Source organism: Allosphingosinicella indica, assembly GCF_900177405.1.
Classification (GTDB): Bacteria; Pseudomonadota; Alphaproteobacteria; order Sphingomonadales; family Sphingomonadaceae; genus Allosphingosinicella; species Allosphingosinicella indica.
Genome location: NZ_LT840185.1, coordinates 1,615,348 through 1,641,690 on the forward strand (window position 1 = coordinate 1,615,348; position 26,343 = coordinate 1,641,690).

General features: G+C 68.2%; 26 protein-coding genes, 1 tRNA gene and 1 other RNA gene. 16 read left to right on the forward strand and 12 right to left on the reverse strand.

The features are described 5' to 3' along the window. Positions 1-26 precede the first annotated feature (26 nt). Positions 27-413 (reverse strand): hypothetical protein, encoded by a 387-nt coding sequence (locus B9N75_RS07975; RefSeq protein ID WP_157123751.1) that lies wholly within the window; start codon positions 411-413, stop codon positions 27-29. 56 nt (positions 414-469) lie between these two features. Between B9N75_RS07975 and glpX the strand changes: the two genes are divergently transcribed. The 6 genes from glpX to B9N75_RS08005 all read left to right on the forward strand — a co-directional run bounded on the left by glpX (position 470) and on the right by B9N75_RS08005 (position 7,566). Next, complete coding sequence (glpX, locus tag B9N75_RS07980) at positions 470-1,453, forward strand: class II fructose-bisphosphatase (protein ID WP_085219477.1); 984 nt, start codon at positions 470-472, stop codon at positions 1,451-1,453. Positions 1,454-1,659: 206 nt separating this feature from the next. After that, the gene (gene recJ, locus B9N75_RS07985) at positions 1,660-3,444 is read left to right on the forward strand and encodes a single-stranded-DNA-specific exonuclease RecJ (protein ID WP_244552296.1); all 1,785 of its coding nucleotides are present in this window, start codon (positions 1,660-1,662) and stop codon (positions 3,442-3,444) included. A gap of 45 nt (positions 3,445-3,489) precedes the next feature. After that, a tRNA-Glu gene (locus tag B9N75_RS07990) sits at positions 3,490-3,564 on the forward strand. A gap of 87 nt (positions 3,565-3,651) precedes the next feature. Continuing rightward, positions 3,652-4,029 carry a hypothetical protein gene (locus B9N75_RS07995; protein ID WP_244552297.1) on the forward strand — a complete coding sequence of 126 codons (378 nt, stop codon included), beginning with the start codon at positions 3,652-3,654 and terminating at the stop codon, positions 4,027-4,029. A 247-nt stretch (positions 4,030-4,276) separates the two neighbouring features. Further along, complete coding sequence (locus B9N75_RS08000; RefSeq protein WP_157123752.1) at positions 4,277-5,425, forward strand: PepSY-associated TM helix domain-containing protein; 1,149 nt, start codon at positions 4,277-4,279, stop codon at positions 5,423-5,425. Next, a complete protein-coding gene (locus B9N75_RS08005; protein ID WP_085218315.1) occupies positions 5,422-7,566 on the forward strand; it encodes a TonB-dependent receptor in 2,145 nt (714 codons plus the stop codon). Before B9N75_RS08000 ends, B9N75_RS08005 begins: the two co-directional genes overlap by 4 nt. Before the next feature lie 96 nt (positions 7,567-7,662). Here the strand turns inward: B9N75_RS08005 and B9N75_RS08010 are convergent, their stop codons facing one another. The 3 genes from B9N75_RS08010 to mscL all read right to left on the reverse strand — a co-directional run bounded on the left by B9N75_RS08010 (position 7,663) and on the right by mscL (position 9,028). Then, a complete protein-coding gene (locus B9N75_RS08010) occupies positions 7,663-7,935 on the reverse strand; it encodes a hypothetical protein (protein WP_085218316.1) in 273 nt (90 codons plus the stop codon). Between the two features lie 277 nt (positions 7,936-8,212). Further along, positions 8,213-8,579, reverse strand: a transfer-messenger RNA (tmRNA) gene (gene ssrA, locus B9N75_RS08015). A 14-nt stretch (positions 8,580-8,593) separates the two neighbouring features. Continuing rightward, positions 8,594-9,028 carry a large conductance mechanosensitive channel protein MscL gene (gene mscL / locus B9N75_RS08020; RefSeq protein ID WP_085218317.1) on the reverse strand — a complete coding sequence of 145 codons (435 nt, stop codon included), beginning with the start codon at positions 9,026-9,028 and terminating at the stop codon, positions 8,594-8,596. A 127-nt stretch (positions 9,029-9,155) separates the two neighbouring features. Between mscL and B9N75_RS08025 the strand changes: the two genes are divergently transcribed. The 4 genes from B9N75_RS08025 to B9N75_RS08040 all read left to right on the forward strand — a co-directional run bounded on the left by B9N75_RS08025 (position 9,156) and on the right by B9N75_RS08040 (position 11,981). After that, positions 9,156-9,764, forward strand: a complete 609-nt coding sequence (locus B9N75_RS08025) for a LemA family protein (protein WP_085219480.1) — start codon at positions 9,156-9,158, stop codon at positions 9,762-9,764. A gap of 146 nt (positions 9,765-9,910) precedes the next feature. Then, positions 9,911-10,762, forward strand: coding sequence for a TPM domain-containing protein (locus B9N75_RS08030; RefSeq protein WP_197685148.1), 852 nt, complete (start codon positions 9,911-9,913; stop codon positions 10,760-10,762). Beyond that, positions 10,762-11,433 carry a TPM domain-containing protein gene (locus B9N75_RS08035; protein WP_085218318.1) on the forward strand — a complete coding sequence of 224 codons (672 nt, stop codon included), beginning with the start codon at positions 10,762-10,764 and terminating at the stop codon, positions 11,431-11,433. Before B9N75_RS08030 ends, B9N75_RS08035 begins: the two co-directional genes overlap by 1 nt. 29 nt (positions 11,434-11,462) lie before the next feature. Beyond that, entirely contained in the window at positions 11,463-11,981 is a 519-nt protein-coding gene (locus B9N75_RS08040; RefSeq protein WP_085219484.1) for an NUDIX hydrolase, read from the forward strand. Positions 11,982-12,066: 85 nt separating this feature from the next. Here the strand turns inward: B9N75_RS08040 and B9N75_RS08045 are convergent, their stop codons facing one another. The 3 genes from B9N75_RS08045 to B9N75_RS08055 are packed head-to-tail and all read right to left on the reverse strand — an operon-like array spanning position 12,067 to position 15,492. Continuing rightward, positions 12,067-12,345 carry an NADH dehydrogenase ubiquinone Fe-S protein 4 gene (locus B9N75_RS08045; protein WP_085218319.1) on the reverse strand — a complete coding sequence of 93 codons (279 nt, stop codon included), beginning with the start codon at positions 12,343-12,345 and terminating at the stop codon, positions 12,067-12,069. A gap of 58 nt (positions 12,346-12,403) precedes the next feature. Next, complete coding sequence (gene hrpB / locus B9N75_RS08050; protein WP_085218320.1) at positions 12,404-14,878, reverse strand: ATP-dependent helicase HrpB; 2,475 nt, start codon at positions 14,876-14,878, stop codon at positions 12,404-12,406. Beyond that, positions 14,875-15,492, reverse strand: coding sequence for a glutathione S-transferase family protein (locus tag B9N75_RS08055; RefSeq protein ID WP_085218321.1), 618 nt, complete (start codon positions 15,490-15,492; stop codon positions 14,875-14,877). Before B9N75_RS08055 ends, hrpB begins: the two co-directional genes overlap by 4 nt. A 350-nt stretch (positions 15,493-15,842) precedes the next feature. On the opposite strand from B9N75_RS08055, the gene B9N75_RS08060 reads away from it, so the two are divergent. After that, the gene (locus B9N75_RS08060) at positions 15,843-17,372 is read left to right on the forward strand and encodes an FAD-dependent oxidoreductase (RefSeq protein ID WP_197685107.1); all 1,530 of its coding nucleotides are present in this window, start codon (positions 15,843-15,845) and stop codon (positions 17,370-17,372) included. 15 nt (positions 17,373-17,387) lie between these two features. Here B9N75_RS08060 and B9N75_RS08065 read toward each other — a convergent pair whose 3' ends face one another. Beyond that, entirely contained in the window at positions 17,388-18,398 is a 1,011-nt protein-coding gene (locus B9N75_RS08065) for an NAD(P)H-quinone oxidoreductase (protein WP_172840848.1), read from the reverse strand. Positions 18,399-18,478: 80 nt separating this feature from the next. Between B9N75_RS08065 and B9N75_RS08070 the strand changes: the two genes are divergently transcribed. The 4 genes from B9N75_RS08070 to B9N75_RS08085 all read left to right on the forward strand — a co-directional run bounded on the left by B9N75_RS08070 (position 18,479) and on the right by B9N75_RS08085 (position 22,733). Next, complete coding sequence (locus B9N75_RS08070) at positions 18,479-18,676, forward strand: DUF1192 domain-containing protein (RefSeq protein ID WP_085218324.1); 198 nt, start codon at positions 18,479-18,481, stop codon at positions 18,674-18,676. A 129-nt stretch (positions 18,677-18,805) separates the two neighbouring features. Continuing rightward, positions 18,806-21,130, forward strand: a complete 2,325-nt coding sequence (gene clpA / locus B9N75_RS08075) for an ATP-dependent Clp protease ATP-binding subunit ClpA (protein ID WP_085218325.1) — start codon at positions 18,806-18,808, stop codon at positions 21,128-21,130. Positions 21,131-21,225: 95 nt separating this feature from the next. Beyond that, positions 21,226-21,861: a glutathione S-transferase family protein gene (locus B9N75_RS08080; RefSeq protein WP_085218326.1), complete on the forward strand. Its 636-nt coding sequence runs from the start codon at positions 21,226-21,228 to the stop codon at positions 21,859-21,861. Then, entirely contained in the window at positions 21,858-22,733 is an 876-nt protein-coding gene (locus B9N75_RS08085; protein ID WP_085218327.1) for a dienelactone hydrolase family protein, read from the forward strand. Before B9N75_RS08080 ends, B9N75_RS08085 begins: the two co-directional genes overlap by 4 nt. 74 nt (positions 22,734-22,807) lie before the next feature. Here B9N75_RS08085 and B9N75_RS08090 read toward each other — a convergent pair whose 3' ends face one another. Then, positions 22,808-23,548, reverse strand: a complete 741-nt coding sequence (locus B9N75_RS08090) for a Bax inhibitor-1/YccA family protein (RefSeq protein WP_085218328.1) — start codon at positions 23,546-23,548, stop codon at positions 22,808-22,810. A 132-nt stretch (positions 23,549-23,680) separates the two neighbouring features. Here B9N75_RS08090 and thpR point away from each other — a divergent pair, with 132 nt between their 5' ends. Then, positions 23,681-24,214, forward strand: coding sequence for an RNA 2',3'-cyclic phosphodiesterase (gene thpR, locus B9N75_RS08095; RefSeq protein ID WP_085218329.1), 534 nt, complete (start codon positions 23,681-23,683; stop codon positions 24,212-24,214). A gap of 94 nt (positions 24,215-24,308) precedes the next feature. Here thpR and B9N75_RS08100 read toward each other — a convergent pair whose 3' ends face one another. The 3 genes from B9N75_RS08100 to B9N75_RS08110 are packed head-to-tail and all read right to left on the reverse strand — an operon-like array spanning position 24,309 to position 26,328. Beyond that, the gene (locus B9N75_RS08100; protein ID WP_085218330.1) at positions 24,309-25,118 is read right to left on the reverse strand and encodes a fructosamine kinase family protein; all 810 of its coding nucleotides are present in this window, start codon (positions 25,116-25,118) and stop codon (positions 24,309-24,311) included. After that, a complete protein-coding gene (locus B9N75_RS08105; RefSeq protein WP_085218331.1) occupies positions 25,115-25,591 on the reverse strand; it encodes a low molecular weight protein-tyrosine-phosphatase in 477 nt (158 codons plus the stop codon). The genes B9N75_RS08100 and B9N75_RS08105 overlap by 4 nt, the downstream gene beginning before the upstream one ends. Continuing rightward, positions 25,588-26,328, reverse strand: a complete 741-nt coding sequence (locus B9N75_RS08110; protein WP_085218332.1) for a class I SAM-dependent methyltransferase — start codon at positions 26,326-26,328, stop codon at positions 25,588-25,590. Before B9N75_RS08110 ends, B9N75_RS08105 begins: the two co-directional genes overlap by 4 nt. Positions 26,329-26,343 lie beyond the last annotated feature (15 nt).

The window sequence follows — 26,343 nt, forward strand, 5'->3', positions numbered from 1 at the left end:
AACGGCCCGATGCGGCTTTCGGCTCCCTAGCGATCGGGGTCCGCTATGATCTTTGCCGCTTCGACCAATAGCATGATCGCCTGCGGGATCGGCAATCCGCCGCCGCATTGCTTGTTGGGCCCAACCGGCGTGCAGCGGTTGTGATCGACCGGACCCATCGTGTCGGTAGTGGTGCTCATGCCCGCAACGCGTGCGCCCTCCACCGGCTCGACCGGCAGCGGCAGGCGGGGCGACCGGCGCTCGTCCTTGCGCGCGCACACGACGATGTCGTCGCCGCTGCCTTGCGGGCAATCCAGCTCGGCGATCGTCGGGAAGAGCGCGCGATACTTACCCTCGACCGCGCTCTCCTGCGCCGATCCGGCGGCGGGGAGGATCAGCAGCGCGGTGGCGAGCGTCATTCTCGACAATGCCATGCCCCTCGCGTAATCGCCCTCGCAAGCGTCTTGGAATGAACAGGGATCACGAAAAAATGGTGAAGGCAAGCCAGGTGCTCGATCGCGTGCTGGTGCTCGAAATGGTGCGCGTCACCGAGGCGGCGGCGGTCGCGGCGTCGCGGCTGATCGGCCGCGGCGACGAGAAAGCGGCGGACGCGGCTGCGGTCGAGGCGATGCGGGCCGCGCTCAACACGCTGGCGATGGACGGCACCGTGGTGATCGGCGAGGGCGAGCGCGACGAGGCGCCGATGCTCTATATCGGCGAGAAGGTCGGCAGCGCGCAGGGCAATGCGCCGGCGATCGACATTGCGCTCGATCCGCTCGAAGGCACCACGATCACTGCCAAGGCCGGCCCCAATGCGCTGGCGGTGCTGGCGATCGCCGAGAAGGGCTGCCTCCTTAACGCACCTGACGTCTATATGGACAAGCTTGCGATCGGCCCCGGCTACCCCGAAGGCACGATCGATCTCGCCAAGAGCCCGGCGGAGAATGTCCGCGCGATCGCCGCGGCGAAGGGCGTCGAGCCTTCCGACATCATCGCCTGCGTGCTCGACCGGCCGCGCCACGCGTCGATCATTGCGGAGCTGCGCGCGCTCGGCTGCGGCATCCACCTCATCCCCGACGGCGACGTCGCGGGGGTGATCGCGGTGACCGATCCCGACACGACGATCGACGTCTACATGGGGCAGGGCGGCGCGCCGGAGGGCGTGCTCGCCGCGGCCGCGCTGCGCTGCGTCGGCGGCCAGTTCCAGGGCCGCCTCGTCTTCCGCAACGACGACGAGCGCAGCCGCGCCGCCAAATGGGGCGTCGAGAATCTGGACCGCATCTATCACCTTGAGGATCTCGCGCAGGGCGACGTCATCTTCGCAGCAACCGGCGTCACCGACGGATCGCTGCTCGAGGGCGTCAAGCGCCGCAAGCATTGCGTCACCACCGAAAGCGTCGTGATGCGCGCCAGCACCGGCACCGTCCGCTGGGTCAAGGGCGAGCACCGCAAGACGCCGGGCGGGTGCGATTGATCCTGTTCCCCTCCCCTTGATGGGGAGGGGTGGTGGGTGGCGTCTCCGAAAATGGCGCTTTAATCTCCACCGCCACCCCCACCCATGATCAGGTTTGGATTGCCCCGCAATCCAAAGCCATGTCCGGGGGACATGGCGACCTGATCATCTCCCCCATCAAGGGGGAGGGCTTCCGGACCAAGCAGACCGAGACTAACCTTCTTCTCGTGACCACCCCCTCCGATCCCCCGCCCGTCTGCGGCGTCTCGCAGTCGATCCTCGGCCAGCCATGGCGCTGGCGGGCACTGGCCGGGGAGGGGCTCGACGCGGGCTTCCGGCCCGACGATCTCACCGATCAGCTCCTCCTCGCCCGTGGCGTCGCCCGCGCCGATCTGGAACAGCACCGCGCGCCGACGATCCGCGGTTTCATGCCCGATCCCTCGCTGTTCCGCGACATGGATGCCGCCGCCGAGCGGCTCGCCGATGCCCTCGCGGCCGGCGAGCGGATCACGATCTTCGGCGATTACGACGTCGATGGCGCGACCTCGGCGGCGCTGCTCGTCCGCCTGCTCCGCCAGCTCGGCGCCGACCCTTCGGTCTACATCCCGGACCGGCTGATGGAGGGCTATGGCCCGTCCGGCGAAGCTCTGGTCCGGCTGGCGGAAGAGGGCGCCCAGCTCATCGTCACCGTCGATTGCGGCGCGCAGGCGTTCGAGGCGCTCGAGATGGCGAAAGGCGCCGGCGTCGACGTCGTCGTCGTCGATCATCACAAATGCGCTGCCGCGCTCCCGGTGGCGCGCGCGCTGGTCAATCCCAACCGATTGGACGAGGCGAGCGAGGCGGCATCCCACGGCCATCTCGCCGCGGTGGGCGTCTGCTTCCTCCTCGGCGCGGCGCTGATCCGCACCCTCCGCGCCCGCGGCTTCTTCGCGGGGTGCGAGGAGCCGAAGCTGATCGAGCTGCTCGATCTCGTCGCGCTCGGCACCGTTGCCGATGTCGCGCAGTTGAAGGGCCTCAACCGCGCCTTCGTGGCGCAGGGGCTGAAGGTGATGGCGGGGCGCCGCAACACCGGCCTCGCCGCGCTTGCCGAGGTCGCACGGCTGACCAAGCCGCCCGCGTGCCACGATCTCGGCTTCGCGCTCGGCCCGCGGATCAATGCCGGCGGGCGCGTCGGCCGCTCCGATCTCGGCGTCCGCCTGCTCACCACCGACGATCCTGTCGAGGCGCGATCGCTTGCCGAGGAGCTCGATCGCCACAATGAGGAGCGCCGCGCGATCGAGGCGGCGGTCTCCGAGGCCGCCGATGCGCTCGCGGCCGCGCAGGACAATCGCGCCGTCGCGATCGTGTCGGGCGAGGGCTGGCACCCCGGCGTGATCGGCATCGTCGCCGGGCGGCTCAAGGAGAAGTTGGGGCGGCCCGCGATCGTGGTCGCGCTGGACGGGGGCACCGGTAAGGGGTCGGGCCGGTCGATCACCGGTGTCGATCTTGGCGCAGCTGTGCTGGCTGCCAAGGACAGCGGGCTGCTCGTCGCGGGCGGCGGCCATGCAATGGCGGCGGGGCTGACCGTCGACGCCGGCCGTATCGACGCGCTCGCCGATTTTCTGGAGGAGCGGCTCGCCGCCGATGTGGCGCGCGCGCGCCAGGGACGGTCGCTTACCATCGACGCGCTGCTCGCGCCCGGGGGCGTGACGCCCGACCTCTGTGATGCGCTGGAAGCAGGCGGGCCGTATGGCGCCGGCTGGCCGAGCCCGCGCGTCGCTGCCGGGCCGGTGCGGATCGTCAAGGCCGATGTCGTCGGCAACGGCCACCTGCGCCTCATCGTCGCGGGCGACGACGGGCGGCGGCTGAAGGCGATCGGCTTTCGTATGGCCGACGGTCCGCTCGGCCAGGCGCTGCTCGCGGCGCCGTCCTATCGCAGCCTGTGGATCGCCGGGCGCGTCAAGCGCGACGACTGGGGAGACCGCCCGCAGGCCGAGCTCCACCTCGACGACGCCGCCTTTGCCGATGCTTGACCCGCGCCGCCGCCTCGCCTAACCGGCGCCTGCCCACGGCGACGTGGCCCCTTCGTCTAGCGGTTAGGACGCGGCCCTTTCACGGCTGAAACACGGGTTCGATTCCCGTAGGGGTCACCACATCGAACGGCTCCCCAACTGTTCGTTTATGCGGATGACATTACCGCTGGCGGATTCTAAGGAGGCGCAGTGCATCAGGCGCGCGCCTTGATCCGGAACCGCCCATGGCTGGTCGCCCTAATTCTGGCGGCGGCGCTGGCGCTGCGCGTGCTCGTTCCAGGCGGTTACATGCCCACCGTGAAGAGCGGCACTATCATCGTCACGATATGTACCGGCTCGCCGGATGGTCGCAAGACGATGGAAATGACGATCCCCGGTTTGGAGCATAAGGCCGGGAGCGCCGCCGAAGGCAAATGCGCCTATGCGGATCTGGCGCAGGCGCTGACGGGCAGTGCGGACCCGGTGCTTCTTGCGGCGGCGATCGCCTTCATCCTCGCGCTTGCGTTGATCCGCGCGCCGCTGCCGCCGATCCTGCCGGCGCCGCACCTCCGGCCACCCTTGCGCGGACCACCCGCCCGCCGCTGACGCTCGCGCGGCGACGGACAATCGCAGTTCCTCGCCGCTGAACGTCGCGTGGCTCGCCGCCGCGCGCTCCTCGCCCTGCGCGCTGCGCGGCGAGACAGGGGCTCGACATGCAAGATGGATTTTCCGCCGGCGCGCTGACTAGCGCGCACGGTGGCCGGCTTCCGGTCCAGCGGCGCAACGCCGTCGGCCTGGCTAGCCAAAAGCGCGTCGCCGCGCGGTGGCGGCGCGCGAACGACGGAACGCGGGCATGAGGCGCGCGCGGAGCTTCGTGCGCGCCGTGCATCTCTGGCTGGGCCTCGTGGTGGGCGCGCTGTTCGCGCTGCTCGGGCTGACCGGCGCTGCGCTCGTCTTCTACATCGAGATCGATGGCGCGCTTCACCCCGCGGCGAGCGCGCCCGTGCCGGGGGCGGGACCGGGCTGGTCGTCGCCGGTTTGGGACCATGCCCTGAAGACGGCGCGTTCGCGTTGGCCCGATCCCCATGGAAGCTGGTCGTTCGAAGCAACCGGGCAGGGAGGGCCGATCCCGGCGCGCTACTATCCGCCCGCGGACCATGCCGGCCACTCGCACCATGACTTGCGCGAGACGGTCTGGTTCTCAGCCGATGGCGGCCGCGTTCTTCGAGCCGAGCCCTGGGGCGAGTACGCCATGAGCTGGCTGTACGAACTCCACGCCAACCTAAAGGCGGACGCGCTGGGCCGGCAGATCGCTGGCTGGTCGGGCTTTGCCGTCATTCTGCTTTTGGCATCGGGCATCGTCGCCTGGTGGCCGCGCGGGGGCTGGCGCAAGGCGCTTGCCTTCAAGCGCCGTGCGGTGCCGCTCCGCCGCCTGCACGACGTCCACAAGCTCGCCGGCCTGTCGAGCGCGATACCGCTCGCGCTGCTCGCAATGACCGGCGCACTGCTGGCCATGCCGGGCGTGCGCGCCGTGCTTCTCGCGCCGGCCGCGGTGCCTGATCCGCGCTCGCACAGGGCATCGGGGACGCAGGTGCCGGTGGCGGCGGCGCTCGCTGCCGCGCATCGCGCGCTTCCGGAAGCGCGCCTGTCCTTCATCGATGTTCTGGGCGCCGGGGACGGCGTGTTCCGGATGCGCGTGCAGGTGCCGGGCGATCCGCACCGCCGCTTCCCCGGCAGCTTCGTCTTCGTAGACCAATATTCGGCGCGCGTCCTCGCCATCCACGACATCCGGACCGCCGGCGGTGGGACGATGGTGTCGGCGTGGGTGCGCGGCCTCCACGACGGATCGGCCGGCGGCACCGTGGGCCGCATCCTCGCAATCGTCGCCGGGCTCGCGCCCGCAGCGCTCCTCCTCACCGGCCTCTTGCACTGGAGGCGCCGCCGCGCCGCCCGCGCCCGGCCAGCCACCATCACCGACAATGCAACAGGGAGACTATCATGAAAACCTCGCTCATCGCGGTTGCGGCCTGCTTTGCCGCCACGCCCGCATTTGCCGAAACCGCCGATGACGGCGCCGATCTCGGCCGCATCGTCGTCACCGGCCAGCGCCAGCTCGAAGCCGAACCGGAGGTGGCCGGGCGGCTCGGCCTCAGCAATCGCGAGACGCCGGCGATCGTCGATGTCGTGACGCAGGCCGATTTCCAGAACCAGGGACTCCGCACCATCATCGAGGCGATGAACGCCGCGCCGGGTGTCGCGTCGGGCAATTTGCCGGGATCGATCGGCTCGGTCTCGATGCGCGGCTTCCACCGCGCGGTGAACTATCTCTACGACGGCGTGCGGATGGCCAATTCGGACGTCGGGCTGCGCAACTGGGATGCGTGGATGTTCGAGCGCATCGAGGTGATCAAGGGCCCCGCGTCGGTCACCTCGGGGGAAGGAGCGCTCGCTGGCGCTATCAATTTCGTGCCGCGCCGGCCGATCCTCGGCGCGGTCGGCGGCGAGGCGCTCGCGAGCTACGGCAGCTTTGGCACCGCACGCCTGGCCGGCGATCTCAACGTCCCGCTTGGCGAGACGGTCGCGGCGCGCGGCGATATCGCCTTCTCCCGGTCCTCCGGCTGGATCGACGATACCGACAGCCGCACGACCGCGGCGTCCGGATCACTGCTTTGGCAGCCCAGCGCGCGGCTAAAGCTCTCCCTCTCGGCCGACTATTTCGAGGATGATTTCGACACCCAATATTATGGCACGCCGGTCGTCTCACGCGCGGTCGCGCGCCGCCCGTCCTCCGCAGTGTCGGGTAGCGCCGGGCTGGTTCTCGATCGCGCGATGCGTCGGCTGAACTTCAACGTGGCCGACGGGGACGACAATTCGGACACGTTGTGGCTGCGCGCGCGCGGCGAATATGCGCTGAGCGATACGCTGACGCTGGTCAGCGACAGCAGCTATTACGACAGCTACCGCTATTATCGCGACGCGGACGAATATACGTTCAACGCGGCGACGGGGCTGATCGGGCGCGGCGCGACGCTGATAACCCATGATCATCAATTCTGGAGCCAGCGCCTCCACCTGGCTTTCGACGGCCACGTCGCGGGCCTGCGCAACCGCTTCGCGATCGGAGTCGAGATCGGCGAGACCGATTTCTTCACCGAACGCCGCTTTGGGGCCGCGGCGGCGGCCGATCCGTTTGCGCCCGTCCGCGGCCTGTTTCCTGCCGATACGCCCGCCAATTTCGCGACGCGGCAGGATGTGACCGCCGATGTCGGACAGCGCGCCATCTTTGCCGAAAATGCGCTCAACGTGACCGCGGATTGGCTGGTGGTCGCCGGGCTGCGATACGACGCCATCGATCTCGATCGCAAGGTGGCCGACGTGACGAGCGGCGCGGTGCAGCGCTATGGGCAGGATTATGATCCGCTCTCGTGGCGTGTCGGCACCGTCTATAGCCTGACCCCGCGCACCCAGCTCTTCGCGCAATATAATCGTGCCGTCACGCCGATCAGCGGTTTGCTGTTCCTGAGCGCGTCCAACGCGGAATTAGATCTGACCAGGGGCCGCTCCTACGAAGCCGGCGTGAAAACTTCGCTTGCCGGGAGCGGGGTGGAACTCACCGCCTCGCTGTTCGACATTCGTCAGGACGACATCCTGACCCGCGATCCGATCAATCCCGCGATCACCGTCCAGGGTGGGACGCTCCGCTCGCGCGGGGTGGAGGCGGCATTGAACCTGCCCGTCTCGCCGGAGCTCAATGTCGCGCTGAGCGGAACCTTGCTGGATGCCGAATATCTGGAGCTGGTCGAGGCAGGCGGCGCGGACCGATCGGGCAATCGGCCCCCCAACGTGCCCGAACGGCTCGCCGATTTCGTCGTCACCTACGCGCCCCAGGCGCTGCCGATCAGCCTGACGGGAAGCGTGCGACACAGCGGCAGCTTCTACACGTCGAACGCCAACAACGTGCGGATCAACGGCTTCACCACGGTGGATGCCGCCATTGCCTGGCGCGCGCCCTTCGGCACGCTGACCCTGCGCTGCCGCAACCTCACCGACGCGTTCTACGCCGATTGGTCCGGTTATGCCTCCGGGTTGGTGTTCGTCGGCGCGCCGCGCAGCTTCGAGCTGTCGCTGTCGCGGAGGTTCTGATCGCGGGCCGGGCGTAGGCCGCCGCGCCTAGGCCAAAGAAAAGGCCGCCGGCATCGCTGCCGGCGGCCTTCGATCCTTCCGCCGAGGCGGAAAGGCTTAGTTGGAGTTCGCGTTGATCGCGTCGGCCTTGTTCTCGCCTTCCTCGCGGACGGCGTCGGCCTGGTTCTCGAGCGCATCGGCCTGGTTCTCGAGAGCATTCTCGGTCGCGCCGGTGGCGTTGTCCGCCTGCTCATCGAGGACGTCGGCCTGGTTCTCCAGCGCATCCGCCTGATTCTCGGCCGCGTCCTCGACCTTCTCGGCGGCCGGGCTGTTGCAGGCCGCCACCATGGCGAAAGCCGACAGCGCGATCACGTTGGACATGAATTTCATCTAGGTGCTCCCCTGGTTAGAGAAGCGTAATAATCATCGTTTCCGGAGTTGGTTCCAGAAAATTCGACGAAACGAAGCACGCCCGATCGCGCCCGTAACGAACGGCGGACGTTAAAGCCTTGGCCGGCCTTGCATTTCGGCTGATATGCACCCGCCGAAAAAATATGCTTCGATAGCGCGAATGACGCATCGGCGCTGAACCGCGACTGAATGCGGTGCCCGACTCCGGATGAAGAAAAGTGGGGAGCTTCTGTTGCTCGGTGCTCCCCGTACCGCCGGTATCCGCTTCTGTTGCCCGGTGCGGCCCAACCGCGCTTTTGTCTTTGTAAGTCAGTCCGTGAGGACGTCGTTACGCAGCAATCGCGAGCGCCTCGTTATCGTTGGCACTTGTGTTATGGGCCGTTGCGGTGGTCCCATTCCGGGCGAAAGCTGCGCTTTTCAACACACGTCGATCCTGGTTCGGCCCCTCTAGCTGAGCCGCTCGGCGGCACGCGGTCCAAGCGTGCTGCCGTTCGGCTCAGTTGGTGGAGCCGCCGGGTACTGCCCCCGGGTCCGCTGCGCCTATTATACGCCGCAGTTTATCGCCATAGCCGGGCGAACCCGGCACCGACCTATATAAGTCGCCGTTCCTGAATAGGAAGTGTCTGCACGCTTCGGCTCAGACCTCGCGCCGCGCCTTCAGCTCGTCGCGGATTTCGCGCAGCAGCACGATCTCCGCCGGATCGGCCGCAGGGGCCTCCTCCTTCTTCGCGACGATGCGGTTGGCCACGCGCACGAGGAGGAAGATGATGAAGGCGACGATCAGGAAATTGACCGCGACGGTGACGAACTGGCCGTAACCCAGGAGCGGTACGCCCGCCGCCTTCAGCGCGGCGTAGCTGGTGGTCGATCCGGTATAGCCCTCGGGGATCGATCCCAGCCGGACGAAATAACCGGAGAAATCGAGATCGCCCGCCAGCCACCCGATCACCGGCATGATGATGTCGTCGGTCAGGCTGGTGACGATCTTGCCGAACGCCGCGCCGATAATGACCGCGACGGCGAGGTCGAGCACGTTGCCGCGCGCGATGAAGGCCTTGAACTCCTGGATCATGGAGCATCTCCCGCTGTTCGCGTGCCAGCATGGCGAAGGATGATGCGCTTGTCACGATTGCGCCGCGGACACTGCCGCCCTACCTAACGCTGCGGCCCACCCCCTTCCACGGGCCGCTGGCATGGAGATGACGATGGATCGCCGCTTCACCCTCGCCCTGATCGCCCCCGTCGCGCTGATGACGCTCTCCGGCTGCGGCATCAATTCGATCCCTACCGCCGACGAGAATGTGAAGGCGCGCTGGGCCGACGTGCAAAACCAGTATCAGCGCCGCGCCGATCTCATCCCCAATCTGGTCAACACGGTGAAGGGCTATGCGCAGCAGGAAAGCCAGGTGCTGACGCAGGTGACCGAGGCGCGCGCCAAGGCGAGCTCGATCCAGGTCAATGCCGACGATCTCAGCGATCCCGCCAAGCTCCAGCAGTTCGGCGCCGCGCAGGCGCAGCTCGGCCAGTCGCTCGGCCGGCTGCTCGCGACGGTCGAGGCCTATCCGGACCTCAAGTCCAACCAGAATTTCCTGACGCTGCAATCGCAGCTCGAGGGGACCGAGAACCGCATCACGATCGCGCGGCAGGACTATAACGCCGCGGTGCAGGCCTATAACACGCGCATCCGCACCTTCCCCGACATGATCGGCGCGAAGGTGATCTACGGCGCCGAGCCCAAGGTGCCGTTCGAGGCGACCGCCCCCAACGCCGAACAGGCGCCGACGGTGGATTTCGGCAACGGCCAGTGACGGCGGTGGCCCCTTCCAATCCTCCCCGCGCCGAAGGCTGGGGGAGGGGGACCGCGCGCAGCGCGGCGGAGGGGTATTCTGGGTCGGATGGGCCCCTCCACCATGCTTCGCATGGTCCCCCTCCCCTGCGAAAAGCAGGGGAGGATCTGGTGCGCCTGCTGCTGGTCGCTTTCGCCTTTCTCTTCGCCGCCCCCGCTTCGGCGCAGAACTTCCCCGCGTTCAGCGGCTTCGTCGTCGATGCCGCCAACGTGCTGCCACCGGAGGTCGAGGCGTCGCTGACGCAGAAGCTCGACGATCTCCAGCGCACCACCAATCACCAACTCGTCGTTGCGACGATCCCCGATCTCGAAGGGCGACCGATCGACGATTACGGCTACCAACTCGGCCGCGCCTGGGGCGTGGGGCTGAAGGATGCGAACAACGGCGCCATCCTCATCATCGCGCCCAACGATCGCGCGGTGCGGGTCGAGGTCGGTTATGGGCTCGAGCCGGTGCTGACCGACGCGTTCAGCAGTATCGTCATCAACCAGCAGATACTGCCGCGCTTCAAGGCAGGGGATCTGCCCGGCGGCATCGTCGCCGGCACCGATGCGCTGGTCGAGCAATTGTCGCTCCCCGATGCCGAGGCACAGGCGCGCGCGGCAGCGGCTGCGGCGGAATATGACAAGACGCACCGCCGGAGCGAGGGCGGCAGTTCCTGGTTCGGCCTCGTCTTCTGGGGGATCGTGATCCTGTTCGTCCTCGTGCCGATGATCTTCCGCCGCCGCTCCCGGAAAGGGCCGTGGGGCGGGCGCCGCCACGACAGCAGTTGGCCGATCGTGCTCTGGACGATCGCCGATGCGATGAGCGACGCGGCGCGCTCCAGCGGGCGCGGCGGCGGAGGCTGGGGCGGAGGCGGCAGCAGCGGCGGCTTCGGTGGCGGAGGCTGGGGCGGCGGCGGCTTCAGCGGCGGCGGCGGCGGCGGCTTCGGTGGCGGCGGCGCCTCGGGGAGCTGGTGATGCGCGTCACGCCCGACGATCATGGCAGGGTGACGGCGGCGATCGCCGCGGCCGAGCGCGAGACGGCGGGCGAGATCGTGACGATCGTGGCCCCGGCGTCCGATTCCTATCACGACGTCGCGCTCCATTATGCGGTGCTGGCGATGCTGCTGGTGCCAGCCGTCCTCGCCGCGCTCCCGCGCGGAGCGATCGACGCTGCGCTCGCGCCGTTCGCGGGCTGGAACGAGGGCGTGGCGCATGGCGCGGCGATGGCGGCACTGTTCGCTCTGCTCGCCATCGTCTTCCTGATCGTGCGCGTGATCCTCGCCTACATGCCGCTGCGCATGGCGCTGACCCCGGGCGGCACCAAGACGCGCCGCGTCCGCCGCCGCGCGCTGGCGCTGTTCCGGGCGAGCGCCGAGCGCCGCACGCGCGGGCGCACCGGCATCCTCGTCTATCTGTCGATGCTGGAGCATCGCGCCGAGATCGTCGCCGACGAGGCGATCCATTCGAAGGTCGAGCCTGGCGTCTGGGGCGATGCGATGGCGGCGCTCATCGCCGAGGTGAAGGCGGGTCGGCCGGGCGAGGGCATGGCCGCGGCGGTCACCGCGATCGGCGCCGTGCTCGCCGCGCATCTGCCGCGCGAGGCGGGCGATACCAACGAACTGCCCGATCGGTTGATCGAATTGTGACGCCCGACGCCGACAGGCCCGAAGAGCTGATGTGGGAGGGCCGCTTCATCGCCGCCAAGCGGCGCGGGCGCTGGGAATATGTCGGCCGCACCCGCGGCATCCGCGCCGCCGTGATCGTCGCGGTGGATGCGGGCGACGTGCTGCTCGTCGAGCAATATCGCGTGCCGCTCGGCCGCAACTGTATCGAGCTTCCCGCCGGCCTCGTCGGCGATGATCGCGAAGGCGAGCCGGCCGAGCAAGCCGCGCGCCGCGAGCTGGAGGAGGAAACCGGCTATCGCGCCGGGCGGATCGAGACGATCGGCGAATTCGCCTCCTCGCCCGGCATGGTCTCGGAGACCTTCACCCTCCTCACGGCGCACGATCTGGAGAAAGTGGGCGAGGGCGGCGGCGTGAACGGCGAAGGCATCATCGTCCACCGCGTCCCGCTGACGGAGGTAGGGGCATTTCTCGATGCCAAGCGCCGGGAAGGCGCAGCCGTGGATGCAAAGCTGCTGATGCTGATGGCGGGCAGTGTTCTCGCCACCTCACCGCTCAACCTGTCATGCTGAACTTGTTTCAGCATCCATGCCGGGGACGATCGCGACCCTCTCCAAGATGGACCCTGAAACAAGTTCAGGGTGACGGCAGGCACGCTTACCGAAAATTGTCCGCGTAGCTCTGCAGGCGCAGCTTCTTGGGCGCCGGGGGCACGAAATGCACCTCCACCCCCTTCTTCGCAGCATAGGCCTTCGCGGCTTCCAGCGTCGGGAAGCGCAGTCGCACCTGCGTCTGGGTGTCGGAGCCGCCGGCCCAGCCGGTCAGCGGATCGGGACGCTTGGCGGAGTGCGATTCGAACTCCAGTACCCATTCGTCGGCCCGCGCGCGGCCCGATTGCATCGCATTCTTCGAGCGCTGGTAGATGCGCGCCGCCATGTCGCCTGCCCCTGAAATTGGTCTGCAGAACCTATAGCGCCAAAACCGGCTCTGTGAACTAGCGCGACGAAGCCTTCTTGGTGCGCAACGTCGGATCGGCGCGGGCGGGATCGTCGGGCCAGGGATGCTTGGGGTAGCGGCCGCGCATCTCCTTGGCGACCGCGGTCCAGCTTCCCGCCCAGAAGCCGGGCAGGTCGCGCGTCGTCTGGATCGGGCGTCCCGCGGGCGAGGTGAGGAGCAGGAGCAGTGGCACCCGGCCGCCCGCGACCGCGGGATGATCGGTGAGGCCGAACAGCGCCTGCACGCGAACGGTGACGGCGGGGCCGCCCTCCGCCGCATAATCGATCGCGTGCGCGCTTCCGGCGGGTGTGGTGAACTGCTCGGGCGCCAGCCGGTCGATCGCCTTGCGCCCCTCCCAGCCTATCAGCGCATCCAGCGTCCCCGACAGCGCGCCGGGGTCGATCTCGCTCAGCCTGCGACGCCCCGCCGCGAGCAGCGGCAGCCATTCGTCGAGCGTTGCGAGCAGCGCCGCGTCCGACAGATCGGCGATCGCCGGATCGTAAGAGCGGGCGAAGGCGCCGCGGGTGCGGAGCGAGCGTGCATTGGCACTCCACGGCAGGCGGTCAAGGCCGTGGGCGCGGACGCCTTCGACCAACGCGGCGGTCACCGCTTCCGGATCGGGGCGGCTGTCCTGTCCGCCCAACAGCAGGATCGCGCCCAGCCGACGCCCGCGCGCCGCGGTGACGCCCCCGGTGGCGGGATCGAATGTGACCGACGCGCCGGTCGCGATCCGATCGGCGAACAGCGCTTCGACCGTGGCCTCGTCGATCGCAGCGGCGGAGAGGATGCGTGCCCCGGCCGCGGTGCCGCTGACCTCGGCCACCGCCAGCCAAGTCTCGCGCGCCAGCGGCGACAGCGGATCGAGCCGGAACCCGCGCCCGCCCGCCGAAAGCCAGTCCGCCCCATCGCCGCCCCGCCGCTTGGCAACGCGATCGGGAAAGGCGAGCGCGACCAGCTCCCCGGCACCCCCTTCCCTGCCAAGGGAGGGGCCGGGGGTGGGTGACGAGCGAAGCGAGCCTTGGGGAGAGGACGCCAGCGCTGCCCAGCGCCGCGCCAAACCCCGCGCCGCTTCCGCCCGCCGCCCGCGCTCGCTCCGCCAGCGCCGGAGCCGCAAGTCCAGATCGACATCGCTGCCGCCGAGCCCGCGCTCGGAAAGCAGCACCGCCACCTCCGCCCCCTCGCGCGCGCGGCCGAGCGTCTCGGCCTCGATCAGCATGTGCGCGAGCCGCGGCGGCAGCGGCAGAGCCGCGATGCGGCGGCCATGCGGCGTCGGGCGTCCGTCTTCGCCGATCGCGCCCAGCGCTGTCAGCCGGCGCCGCGCTTCCGAGACGGCGGCGTCGGGCGGCGGATCGATCCAGGCCAGATCGCGCGGATCGGCGACGCCCCAGATCGCAGCATCGAGCGTCAGCGCGGAGAGGTCGGCCTCCAATATCTCGGGCGAGTCGAAGCGCGGCAGGCCAGCGGTCGCCGCTTCCTCCCACAGGCGATAGACGATGCCCGGCCCCTGCCGCCCTGCGCGGCCCGCGCGCTGGGTCACGGCGGCCTGGCTCGCACGCTCGGTGACGAGCCGGGTGACGCCCGCCGCACGATCGTATCGCGGGCGCCGCGCGAGGCCCGAATCCACCACGATCCGCACTCCGTCGATGGTGAGGCTGGTCTCCGCGATCGATGTCGCGAGCACGACCTTTCGCCCGGCTGACGGCGCGATCGCGGCGCGCTGCGCGGCGGGGTCGAGGCTGCCGTGCAGCCGGTGGAGCGCGATGCCCGGCGGCAGCGGCTCCAACCGCTCGGCGGTGCGCTCGATCTCGGCGACGCCGGGCAGGAAGGCGAGCAGGCTGCCTTCCGTTTCGCCCAGCGCGCGGCGGATCGCGGCGGCCATCGCATCCTCGATCCGCGCCTCAGCGCGTCGGCCGATATGATGCAGCGTAATCGGATGGCTGCGGCCCGCGCTTTCTATCACTGGCGAGCCGCCCATCAGCGCGGCGAAGCGCGCGCCGTCGAGCGTCGCCGACATCGCGATCAGCCGCAGATCGGGCCGCAGCGCCACCTGCGCGTCGAGCGCCAGCGCAAGGCCGAAATCGCTGTCGAGGCCGCGCTCGTGCACCTCGTCGAACAGCACGGCGGAGACGCCCGCCAGCTCGGGGTCCGCCTGGATGCGGTTGCGGAATATGCCTTCGGTCAGCACCGTGATCCGCGTCGAGGCGGATCGCTTGCTGTCGAGCCGCGTCGCATAGCCGATCGTGCCGCCAGGCTTCTCGCCCGCCAGCTCCGCCATCCGCTCCGCCGCCGCGCGCGCCGCGAGGCGGCGCGGGGAGAGGAGCAGGATCTCGCCCCCGCACCACGGCTCGGCGAGCAGCGCGGGCGCCACGGCCGTCGTCTTGCCCGCTCCGGGCGGCGCGACCAGCACGGCGTTGGACCCGCCGCGCAGCGCCGCGAGCAGCTCCGGCAGGACGGCGTGGATCGGCAGCGTCACGCGTCGATCGGGATATGCCCCGGCTGCGCGGCGACGCGGTCCAGCCAGGAGCGAACGTTGGGCCAGCGCGCGAGATCGAACCCGCCTTCGTCCGCGACATGAGTGTAGGCATAGAGCGCGATGTCGGCGAGGCTCAGCGCTTCGCCCACGAAGAAGGTGCGATCTTCGAGATGCTTGTCCAGCAGGTCGAGCGCCGCCTCGCCCGCCGCCCGCTTGGTGTCGATCTGCGCCTTCTGCGCGGCGCTCAGATTTTCCTCGCCGACGAAGGCAATCCAGAAGCGCAAAGTCGCGATATTGGGCTCGTGATTATATTGCTCCCAGAACATCCAGTGCAGCATGTCGGCGCGCTCGAACGGATCGGTCGGGATCAGCGTCGAGCCCTCAGCAAGGTGGAAGCAGGCCGCACCGCTCTCCGGCAGGAAGCGTTCGCCGATCTGCAGCACCGGGATGCGGCCGTTGGCATTGACGCTGGCCAGAAACTCGGCCGTCCGCGTCGCCCCGCTCAGGATATCGTAGCCCCGCCGCTCCAGCGTCAGCCCGAGATGCGCGGCTGTCAGCCGGATTTTGTAGCAATTGCCCGAAGGCGCATATTCGTGAAGAATAAGCTTTTCCACGTCCGGTCTCCTGCTTTCGGTCCTTTGGCGGAAATGGCCCGCTTTCAAAACCGAAATCCCGTTTGTCTCCGGAGCCGGCTAACCATCCGCATAGTTACGTGCTTCTGCTCACGTGGTGCATGTGGCCAAGCGCCGATACGACGCAATTGGGGGCCGATATGGATCGCCGGACATTTATTGCGGGTTCGCTGGCGGCGGTCGCTGCCGGCCCGGCCAGGGCTAACCAGGCTGGCACACCGGAGGCAGCGGGCTTCTGGGCGCCACTCCAGCGGCAGGTGGGCGATCGCCTGCTAGACGTCCGATCGCCGCTTGTCGCCGCGGCGCGTGGGGACACGGATATCGGCGCGCTCATGCGGCAGCTCAAGAACCCCTATTATCTGGGCGATGAGCCGGGTCTTACCCAGACGCTCGGCTGGACTGGTGCGTGGACCAGCCAGCCGAGCCTGAAGGCCGTTGCTGCCCGATCGGTCGAGGACGTGAGCGCCGCCGTGCGCTTTGCGCGGGACTCCAAGGTGCCGTTGGTCGTCAAAGGTGGCGGGCACAGCTATTTCGGCAATTCCAATCGCGCGGGATCGCTGCTCGTCTGGACCCGTCGGCTTCGCGACGTGCAGTTGCACGATGCGTTCAAGGGTGCGGCATGGCCTGCGGACGCTCCGCCGGTGCCGGCCATCTCGGTCGGCGCGGGCTGCATCTGGGGAGAGGTCTATCGCGCGGCCGCGCGGCAGGGCCGATACGTCCAGGGCGGCGGCTGCCTGACGGTCGGCGTCACCGGGTTCACCCTTGGCGGCGGCTTCGGCTCCTTCTCGAAACAATTCGGCACCGGGGCAGCGAATTTGATCGAGGCCGAGATCGTCACCGCGGACGGCTCACCCCTCGTCGTCAACGCGCATTCGCATCCCGATCTCTTTTATGCGTTGCGCGGCGGTGGCGGCGGCACCTTCGGCATCGCCACGCGGCTGACCATGAAGACGCATGATCTTCCCGAGCGGTTCGGCGCTGCGATCTTCGACGTCGCCGCTGCCGATGATGCCGCGTGGCGCACGCTGGTAGGGCGCGTCGTGGATTTCTACGCGGAAGACCTGTTCAACTCCCATTGGGGCGAACAGATTCGGTTCAACCGCGGGCGACGCCTCAGCGTGTCGATGGTCTGCCACGGCTTGGACGAAGCGAGGATCAGGCAAGTGTGGGAGCCGTTCCTTGGGTTCCTGCGGTCCCGGCCCGCTGACTATGCGCTCAAGGCGGAGCCCATGATCGTCGAAATTCCAGGCCGCAGCTTCTGGGACCCGGAATTTCTGCGGAGCGTACCCGGCATCGTCCTGGGCGACGACCGGCCGGGCGCCCCGAAGGAGAATATCTTCTGGGCCGGCAATCTCGGCGAGGCTGGACAGACGCTCCACGCCTATCAGTCCGCCTGGCTCCCGGCAGACCTGCTCGCCCCGGCGCGCCGCGGGGCGCTGGTCGATGCGCTGATCGCGGGAGCCGGAGAATGGAGCGTGACACTGCACATGAACAAGGGTCTGGCTGGGGGAACGGCGGACGCACTCGGCGCGACACGCGAAACCGCGACGAATCCTGCCGTCCTCGACGCCTTCGCATTGCTCATCTGCGCGGCGGACGGTCCCCCGGTCTGGCCGGGCATAGAGGGCCATGCCCCCGACACCGCGTTAGCACGGAAGGAGGCGGAGCGGGTTGCAAGCGCAATGGCGCCGTTCCGGACGCTTGTCCCCAATGCCGGCGCCTATATGTCGGAGGCGGACTATTTTCAGCCCGACTGGCAGCAGGCCTATTGGGGCAGCAATTATCCGCGACTCGCAGCGGTCAAGCGCCGCTACGACCCCGGCAACCTCTTTCGCGGCCATCATTGCGTCGCGCCCGCATAATGCGGATGCAACTCCTCAGCCGGCAGATTCCATGGTCAGCACGATCTTGCCGACATGTTCGCTGCTTTCCATCCGCGCATGCGCTTTGGCGGCGTCGGCGAGAGGGAAGGTGGAATCGATCACCGGCTTCAATTCGCCCGCCTCGACATGCGGCCAGACGGTGCGGTGGAGCTCCTCAGCCACCAGCGTCTTGAACTCCACCGATCGCGGGCGGAGCGTCGATCCGGTGAGGGTCAGGCGGCGGACCATCAGATCGAATATCGCGATCTCCGCCTTGGCGCCGCGCTGCATAGCGATCGAGACGTGGCGTCCCTCGATGGCGAGGCACTGGAGGTTGCGCGGCAGATAATCGCCGCCGATCATGTCGAGCACAACCGCGACGCCCGCACCGCCGGTGATGCGCTCAACCTCGGCGACGAAATCCTGAGTGTTGTAGTCGATGGCATGCGCCGCGCCGATCTCCAGCGCCCGCGCGCACTTTGCGGCGGAGCCGGCGGTAACGATCACTTTGAGGTCGAACAGCGTGCCGAGCTGGATCGCCATCGTCCCGATCCCGCTGGTGCCGCCGTGAACCAGCACCGTGTCGCCGGGAGCCGCATAGCCGCGCTCGAACAGATTGACCCAGACGGTGAAGAGGGTTTCCGGCAGCGCCGCGGCCTCGACCATCGTCAGCGCGTCGGGGACCGGCAGGCACTGGCCAGCGGGCGCGGCGCAATATTCGGCATAGCCGCCGCCCGCGACCAGCGCGCATACACGCGTTCCCAGCAGCGCTTCCTCGGCGCCGTCGCCGAGCGTGACGACTGTTCCCGCAACCTCCAGTCCGGGCCACGCCGCCGCACCGGGCGGGGAGGGGTAGAGGCCCTTGCGCTGCATCACGTCGGGCCGGTTGACGCCCGCCGCAGCGACCTGAATCAGCACTTCGCCCGCGCCGGGCTTCGGCACCGGCCGCTCGAACGGCTTGAGCACCTCCGGCCCCCCGGGCGCCTCGAAATCGATCGCGGTCATCGTCTGAGGGATAGTGGTCATCGCGCAACGCTCCCCGGCCGGCTTCGCATCCGCCCGCCGCGCTTGTTGACTTGGCCGCGCCCGGGGGTCAACTTTCGCCCATGGATCTCGACGATCTCTTTCCGGGCAAGCCGGAAGATCCGCTGACGCTGCTCCAGCGCCAGGATCTCGATCCGCTGTCCGTCGACGAGCTCACCGCGCGCATCGCCGCGCTGGAGGCCGAAATCGCTCGCATCAAAGCGAAAATTACCGCCGCCGTTAACCATCGCGCAAGCGCCGACGCTCTATTCCGAAAGTGATGGAACGCCGGGACTTGCCTGTGCCGCTCAGCGCCTTTCCCGCCGTCCGCTTGATGATCGTGCGACGAGGCACGACATTAAGGGCAAGCCGCCCGTAGCGCGACGCTCGCGGGCCACCAGGAGTTTGAAATGCCGTCATTTGCCCGCGAACTCGAACAGACGCTGCACGGCGCGCTCGCCGAAGCGAGCAACCGCCACCACGAATATGCGACGCTCGAGCATCTGCTGATCGCCCTTATCGACGATGCCCATGCCTCCAAGGTGATGCAGGCTTGCGGCGTCGACACCGGCGAGCTGAAGGCTGCAGTGAAGAATTATCTCGATACCGAGCTCGAGGCGCTGAAGGTCGATGCCGGGACCGATCCCTCGCCGACCAGCGGCTTCCAGCGCGTCGTCCAGCGCGCGATCCTCCACGTCCAGTCCTCGGGCCGCGACGAGGTGACCGGCGCCAACGTGCTCGTCGCGCTGTTCTCCGAGCGCGAAAGCTATGCCGTCTATTTCCTCCAGCAGCAGGATATGAGCCGCCTCGATGCGGTGAGCTACATCAGCCACGGCGTCGGCAAGGGCGAGGTCTCTTCGGACGCGCCCGAAGTGAAGGGCGCCGAGGAGCCCAAGGCCGACGAGGGCAAGAAGAAGAGCGAGAGCGCGCTCAAACAGTTCACGATCAACCTGAACGAGAAGGCGCAGGACGGCCGCGTCGATCCGCTGATCGGCCGCGGGCCGGAGGTCGATCGCACGGTGCAGATCCTCTGCCGCCGCTCGAAGAACAACCCGCTCTACGTCGGCGATCCCGGCGTCGGCAAGACCGCCATCGCCGAGGGCCTCGCGCGCAAGATCGTTGAGGGCGACGTCCCCGATGTGCTCAAGCCCGCCGTCATCTATTCGCTCGACATGGGCGCGCTGCTGGCGGGCACCCGCTACCGCGGCGATTTCGAGGAACGGCTGAAGGCGGTCGTCAACGAGCTCGAAAAGCTTCCGCACGCGGTGCTGTTCATCGACGAGATCCACACCGTCATCGGTGCGGGCGCCACCTCGGGAGGCGCGATGGATGCGTCGAACCTGCTCAAGCCCGCGCTGTCGGGCGGCACGATCCGCTGCATCGGATCGACTACCTACAAGGAATTCCGAAACCATTTCGAGAAGGACCGGGCGCTGCTCCGGCGCTTCCAGAAGATCGACGTCAACGAGCCGACCGTCGAGGATACGATCAAGATCCTCGCCGGCCTGCGCTCGGCGTTCGAGGATCACCACAGCGTCAAATACACCCCCGACGCGATCAAGTCGGCGGTCGAGCTGTCGGCGCGCTACATCAACGACCGCAAGCTGCCCGACAAGGCGATCGACGTGATCGACGAGGTCGGCGCAATGCAGATGCTGGTGCCGCCGTCGAAGCGCAAGAAGACGATCACCACCAAGGAGATCGAGGCGGTGATCGCGACGATGGCGCGCATCCCGCCGAAGAGCGTCTCGACCGACGACAAGAAGACGCTCGAGCATCTCGATCGCGATCTGAAGCGCGTCGTGTTCGGCCAGGATGCGGCGATCTCGGTGCTCTCGTCGGCGATCAAGCTCAGCCGTGCTGGCCTGCGTGATCCCGACAAGCCGATCGGCAACTATCTCTTCTCCGGCCCGACCGGTGTCGGCAAGACAGAGGTCGCGCGCCAGCTTGCCAGCATCATGGGCATTCCGCTGCAGCGCTTCGACATGTCGGAATATATGGAGCGCCACTCGGTCAGCCGGCTGATCGGCGCGCCGCCGGGCTATGTCGGCTACGATCAGGGCGGTCTCTTGACCGATGCGGTCGATCAGCATCCGCACAGCGTGCTGCTGCTCGACGAGATCGAGAAGGCGCACCCCGATCTGTTCAACATCCTCCTGCAGGTGATGGATAACGGCAAGCTTACCGATCACCACGGCAAGACGGTCGATTTCCGCAATGTGATCCTCATCATGACCACCAATGCGGGCGCCAGCGACATGGCGCGCGAGGCGGTGGGCTTCGGTGCCATGACCCGCGAAGGCGAGGACGAGGAAGCGATCAAGCGGATGTTCACGCCGGAGTTCCGCAACCGCCTGGATGCGGTGGTGCCGTTCGGCTACCTGCCGACCGAGGTCGTGGCGCGGGTGGTCGACAAGTTCATCCTCCAGCTCGAGCTCCAGCTCGCCGACCGCAACGTCCACATCGAACTGGACGACGAGGCGCGCGCCTGGCTCACGGCACGCGGCTACGACCGGCTCTACGGCGCCCGGCCGATGGCCCGGCTGGTGCAGGAGAAGATCAAGCAGCCGCTGGCCGAGGAGTTGCTGTTCGGCAAGCTCATCCACGGCGGCGAGGTCAAGGTCCGCATCAAGGACAACGCCCCCGCCTTCGAGATCACCGGCGCGCCGCCCAAGGCCGGGCGGAAGAAGGCCAAGAAGGCGCCGCCCGAGAAAAAGCCGACCGAACAGGCGTAAGAACAAGCCCCCTCCCCCGCAGCCCGCGGCGGAGGGGCTTTTCATTGCCGAGCCCCAGGCGCAAAAGGCTGCTCCCGCACCAAGGAGAGCAAGCGATGGCCGAGCTGACCCTCTACACAAACCCCCAGTCGCGTGGGCGGATCGCTCGGTGGATGCTGGAGGAGGCGGGCGAGCCTTACGAGACGGTAATCCTCGGCTACGGCACCAGCATGAAGTCCGCCGACTATCTGGCGGTGAATCCGATGGGCAAGGTGCCCGCGATCAAACATGGAGAGACAATCGTCACCGAGGCGGCGGCGATCTGCGCCTATATGGCCGATGCTTTCCCCAATGCCGGGCTCGCGCCGCCGGTGGACCGGCGCGGCGATTATTATCGCTGGCTGTTCTTCGCCGCCGGGCCGTTGGAAGCGGCGGTTACCGCCAAGGCGTTTGGCCTGCTCGTCCCCAAGGAGAAATCCGCCGCGGCTGGTTACGGCACCTATGAGGATGTGATCTACGCACTGGAGGGTGCGGTGAAGGACCGGGAATATATTGCGGGTGACCACTTTTCCGCCGCCGACGTCTATGTCGGATCGCAGATCGGCTGGGGGCTGATGTTCGGCACGATCGAGAAGCGGCCGGCGTTCGAAGCCTATATCGCGCGGCTGCACGCCCGTCCGGCCGCCCAGCGCGCCAACGAACTGGACGATGCCGCCGTTGCGGAAGCCGAAACACAGGGAGCAAGCGCATGAACCCCGAGACCCGCGCCGCCGCCGTAGCGCTCTACGATCGCTTCACCCACGAAGGCATGGACCGCCGCGTGTTCATGGAGCGGCTGACGCGCATCGCGGGCGGCGCGGCGGCGGCCAATGCGCTGCTGCTGGCGATCGCCGCCGATCCCGCCGCGGCCGCGATCACCAAGGCGGACGATCCCCGGCTGGTGATCAAGAAGGGCTCGCTCGGGCTCAAGGGCATCGCGCTCGACGGCTATGTCGCCGCGCCGAAGGACGCCAAGGGGAAGCTCCCCGCGCTGATCGTGGTACACGAGAATCGCGGGCTCAACGCGCATATCGAGGACGTTGCGCGCCGCTTCGCACTCGAAGGCTTCTTCACCGTCGCGCCCGATTTCCTGACGCCGGCCGGCGGCACGCCCGCGGATGAGGATGCCGCCCGCGCCGCGATCGGCAAGCTCGATTACGATGCCGCTCTCGCCGCCGCGATCGCGGAGATCGACGCGCTGAAGGCGCTCGCCAGCACCAACGGCAAGGTCGGCGTCGTCGGCTATTGCTGGGGTGGCGCGTTCGTCAATCGGCTTGCCGTCGCCGCGGGCGATCGCTTGAGCGCGGGTGTCTCCTATTACGGTCCCGCGCCAGCGACATCGGAAGCAGCGAAGGTGAGCGCCCCGCTGCTGATCCAACTCGCCGGCCGCGACGCGCGGGTTAATGCGACGGCGGAGCCTTGGGCTGCGGCCTTGAAGGCGGCTGGCAAACAGGTGCAGGCGGTGACCTATCCCGACGTCGATCACGCCTTCAACAACGACACTTCGGCGGAGCGCTACAACAAGGCGGCGGCGGACAAAGCCTGGGCGGCGAGCATCGCCTTCTTCCGCCAGCATCTCGCCTAGATCGCTACGCCAGCCCCAACGAAAAAGGCCCGGCGTTTCCGCCGGGCCTTTCGCTTTCGTATCGCCTTCCGCGCTTAGTCGCGCTGGCCCATGAACTGGAGCAGGAAGGTGAACATGTTGACGAAGTCGAGATAGAGCGACAGCGCGCCCATGATCACGGTCTTGCCCATCATGTCAGTGCCCGCGACATGGAAGTACAGGCTCTTGATGCGCTGCGTGTCATAGGCGGTGAGGCCGGCGAAGATCAGCACGCCGATGGCGCTGATCGCCAGTTGCATCACGCTCGACTGGACGAAGAGGTTGATCAGCATCGCCACCAACAGGCCAACGACGCCCATGATGAGGAACGTGCCCATGCCGGACAGGTCCTTCTTGGTGGTGTAGCCGAACAGGCTGAGGCCGGCGAAGGCCGCGGCCACCGCGAAGAAGGTGGTCGCGATCGAGGTTCCGGTGAAGACCAGGAAGATCGACGCCATCGACAGGCCCATCACGGTCGCGAACGACCAGAAGAGCAGCTGCAGCGTGCCGTAGCTGATGCGGTTGATGCCAAAGCTCATCACCATGACGAACGCCAGCGGCGCAAACATGATGAGATATTTGAGGATGCCGGGGCCCATCAGAATCTGAGCTGCCATGCCGCTCTGCGCGAACAGCAATGCGACGATGCCCGTCAGCAGCACGCCCGAGGTCATGTAATTGTAGACCGACAGCATGTACGAGCGCAGGCCGGCATCGACCACGGCGCCGTCACGGCCGACGCCGGTGGCCGGCGCACCCTGCGCGGCGGTCATTCGCGGGTCAGACCAATTCGCCATTTCCGTTGCATCTCCTTTCGCGGCGGAACACCCGCCGTCCTCTCGGTAATATCGTGTGAAACGGCCGAAGGTTCAAGGAAAAGCGGGATTAACCACACTGGACCGCCGGTTTCAGGGGGTTAGGGTGCGGCCATGCACCGGCTGTTCGTCGCCATCCGCCCGCCGCGGGACATTCGCGCGCAGCTCCTGTCGATCATGGGCGGCGTATCCGGCGCGCGCTGGCAGAGCGACGATCAGCTCCACCTGACGCTCCGCTTCGTGGGTGAAGTGGACCGGCACGTCGCGGCCGATGTCGCTGCCGCTTTGGGGTCGATCCACCACCCGCGCTTCTCGATCGCGCTCGCCGGGCTCGGCAGCTTCGACAAGCGCGGCATTCGCGACAATCTGTGGGCGGGGGTGGCGCCGCACGAGCCGCTCAAGACGCTCCACAACAAGGTCGATCAGGCCGTGTCGCGCGCCGGCATCGCGCCGGACAGCCGCGCGTTCCTGCCCCACATCACACTGGCGCGGCTCAACCGCGCGAGCGGGCCGATCGACGGCTTCGCGGAGCAGAACGGCGGGCTGGCGAGCGCGCCGTTCGAGGTCGATCATTTCGCGCTCTACGAAAGCACAATGACGCCGGAGGGTGCGCATTACACGATCGCCGAGCGGTATCGATTGGATTGAGATCATGCGCTGGTCGTCACCCCGGCGCAGGCCGGGGCCCAGTCCGAGCAGAGAAACTGGATCCCGGCCTTCGCCGGGATGACGGGCAGAAGGGTCAGCAGCCCGCCGCGGTGAGCAGGCGGTCCACCATCGGCGCATAGCTGGTGCCGAACAGGCGCAGGTGCACCAGCGCGGGAAAGAGCTGGTAGAGCGGGCGCCGCATCCGCCAGCCCGGCTCCAGCGCGCCATAAGCCTCGTCGAACGCTTCGGGCGGGCTGTCGAACAGCGCCAGCATAGCCAGATCGACTTCGGCATGGCCGTGATAGCAGGCCGGATCGATGAGCGCGGCGAGCGCGCCGTCGCGCACCAATATGTTGCCGCCCCACAGATCACCGTGGAGCAGCGCGGGCGGCGGCGCGGCGGGGAGCAGATCGGGCAGGTGTCCGGCGAGACATTCGACCCGCTCGCGCCAGGGCTTGTCGAGGACGCTCGCGGTGGCGACCAGACGTTGTTCGCCCCAAAAGGCGGGCCAGTCGCTGCGCTCGCGATTGTCGAGCGCGACCGTGCCGAGCGCATAATCGACCGGCCAGCCGTAACGCTCGGCGGTGACCGCATGGAGCCGCGCCACCGCCGCGCCGACCGACGCCCAGGCGCGGGCGCTCATCACGCCGTCGTTGGCGATATGCTCGAGCAGCAGCACGCCCGCGAACTCGCCTTCGATGGCGGGGGCGGGGACGCCGGCATTGGCGATGGCGCGCAGCATCGCCGCCTCGGTGCCGGTCGCCGCGCCGCCCTTGGCGACGCTGGTGCGGCCATCGGCGCGATCGACGAGAAGGATTTCGGAGAGATCGCCGCCGCCGAGCCGGTGCAGATGCTCCTCCGGCGTAGCGGTGAGTGCGGCGACGGTGCGCGCGAAGGCGCTCATCGGCCGGTCGGATTCCTTTGAGCCGCGATCCTCTCGGCAAGTCCGGCCGCGCCAGTTGTGACGTCGGCCCAGGTCGTGTCGAACCCGGCCTCGTCGCCATAATAAGGATCGGCGACCGCCTCGCCCGCGCGGCCGGCATGATCCAGCAGCAGCGACAGCTCCGCGGTGGCGTCGGCCGGGCGGAGACGCGTCAGATTGCGCAGATTCTCGGCATCCAGCGCGACGATATGATCGAACCGCCGAAAATCGTCCGCCGTCACCTGCCGCGCGCGGAGATGCGCGATATCGACGCCGTTGCGCTTGGCGACCCCAACGGCGCGATGATCGGGCGGGTGGCCGATATGCCAGTCGCCGGTGCCCGCGCTGTCGATCTCGACATCGAGCCCGCGTCTCTCAGCCTCGCGCCGGAACGCGGCTTCGGCGAGCGGCGAGCGGCAGATATTGCCGAGGCAGACGAAAAGGACGCGGGTCACGCCACACGCCGCCCGATCAGCGCGCCCTTGCTGCCGCGCCCGTCGAAGCGGAAATCGAAGTCGGGCCACATCCGCCGCCAGCGCCGCGCGATGACCCGCTCGCCGGGCCGCGCGGCATCGTCGAGGATCACCGCGCCGCCGGGGTTGAGCCGGCCGAGCAACGTTCCGGCCGCGCCGCGGGTGAGCGGGTGGATCGTCCACGGCGGCCCGTCGACCACCAGCAGATCGATCGCATCGGGCAGCGGCTCGTGGTCGTACCAGAGGCCCGGCCAGCCGCCCGGTGCGGGGACGAGCGGCACGGCGCGGAGGTCCGCTTCCAGGCCGTGATCGGCGAGCCACCGGCCGGTCGCTTCGACGAAATCGCCATGCTGATCGAAGGCGATATGCGTGCCGCCGCCCGCCATCTGCATCGCCTTGGCGATAACGAGGGTCGAAGCCCCCGCGCCGAATTCGACCACCACCTGCGGCTTCTCGGCCAGGATGTGATCGACCAGCAAGTTGAGCAGCCCGACATCGGCCTTCCAACTGCCGAGATGCGGCAGCGCATCGTGCGGCAGGCCGATCCGGTCGAGCAGCGCATGGCGCTGGTCCTCCGTCCCGCCATAGAGGCTCTTGAGCAGGAACGGCGCCGTGATCGGCGCGAAGGTGAGCAGGCTCGCCCAGTCGCGCAGCGAGCGGCTGGGACGAAAGCCGTGCAACGCGCGCGGCAGCAGCCCGGTGGCCTCGCGCGATGTCATCCAGCCACCATATAT

Bases quoted from the DNA above. Each gene is read 5' to 3' on its own strand.
- B9N75_RS07975 (WP_157123751.1), bottom strand. From the start codon at position 413: ATGGCATTGTCGAGAATGACGCTCGCCACCGCGCTGCTGATCCTCCCC.
- glpX (WP_085219477.1), top strand. From the start codon at position 470: ATGGTGAAGGCAAGCCAGGTGCTCGATCGCGTGCTGGTGCTCGAAATG.
- B9N75_RS08000 (WP_157123752.1), top strand. From the start codon at position 4,277: ATGAGGCGCGCGCGGAGCTTCGTGCGCGCCGTGCATCTCTGGCTGGGC.
- B9N75_RS08005 (WP_085218315.1), top strand. From the start codon at position 5,422: ATGAAAACCTCGCTCATCGCGGTTGCGGCCTGCTTTGCCGCCACGCCC.
- B9N75_RS08010 (WP_085218316.1), bottom strand. From the start codon at position 7,935: ATGAAATTCATGTCCAACGTGATCGCGCTGTCGGCTTTCGCCATGGTG.
- mscL (WP_085218317.1), bottom strand. From the start codon at position 9,028: ATGATCCAGGAGTTCAAGGCCTTCATCGCGCGCGGCAACGTGCTCGAC.
- B9N75_RS08025 (WP_085219480.1), top strand. From the start codon at position 9,156: ATGACGATGGATCGCCGCTTCACCCTCGCCCTGATCGCCCCCGTCGCG.
- B9N75_RS08035 (WP_085218318.1), top strand. From the start codon at position 10,762: ATGCGCGTCACGCCCGACGATCATGGCAGGGTGACGGCGGCGATCGCC.
- B9N75_RS08040 (WP_085219484.1), top strand. From the start codon at position 11,463: ATGTGGGAGGGCCGCTTCATCGCCGCCAAGCGGCGCGGGCGCTGGGAA.
- B9N75_RS08045 (WP_085218319.1), bottom strand. From the start codon at position 12,345: ATGGCGGCGCGCATCTACCAGCGCTCGAAGAATGCGATGCAATCGGGC.
- B9N75_RS08060 (WP_197685107.1), top strand. From the start codon at position 15,843: ATGCGGCAGCTCAAGAACCCCTATTATCTGGGCGATGAGCCGGGTCTT.
- B9N75_RS08065 (WP_172840848.1), bottom strand. From the start codon at position 18,398: ATGACCACTATCCCTCAGACGATGACCGCGATCGATTTCGAGGCGCCC.
- B9N75_RS08070 (WP_085218324.1), top strand. From the start codon at position 18,479: ATGGATCTCGACGATCTCTTTCCGGGCAAGCCGGAAGATCCGCTGACG.
- clpA (WP_085218325.1), top strand. From the start codon at position 18,806: ATGCCGTCATTTGCCCGCGAACTCGAACAGACGCTGCACGGCGCGCTC.
- B9N75_RS08080 (WP_085218326.1), top strand. From the start codon at position 21,226: ATGGCCGAGCTGACCCTCTACACAAACCCCCAGTCGCGTGGGCGGATC.
- B9N75_RS08085 (WP_085218327.1), top strand. From the start codon at position 21,858: ATGAACCCCGAGACCCGCGCCGCCGCCGTAGCGCTCTACGATCGCTTC.
- B9N75_RS08090 (WP_085218328.1), bottom strand. From the start codon at position 23,548: ATGGCGAATTGGTCTGACCCGCGAATGACCGCCGCGCAGGGTGCGCCG.
- thpR (WP_085218329.1), top strand. From the start codon at position 23,681: ATGCACCGGCTGTTCGTCGCCATCCGCCCGCCGCGGGACATTCGCGCG.
- B9N75_RS08100 (WP_085218330.1), bottom strand. From the start codon at position 25,118: ATGAGCGCCTTCGCGCGCACCGTCGCCGCACTCACCGCTACGCCGGAG.
- B9N75_RS08110 (WP_085218332.1), bottom strand. From the start codon at position 26,328: ATGACATCGCGCGAGGCCACCGGGCTGCTGCCGCGCGCGTTGCACGGC.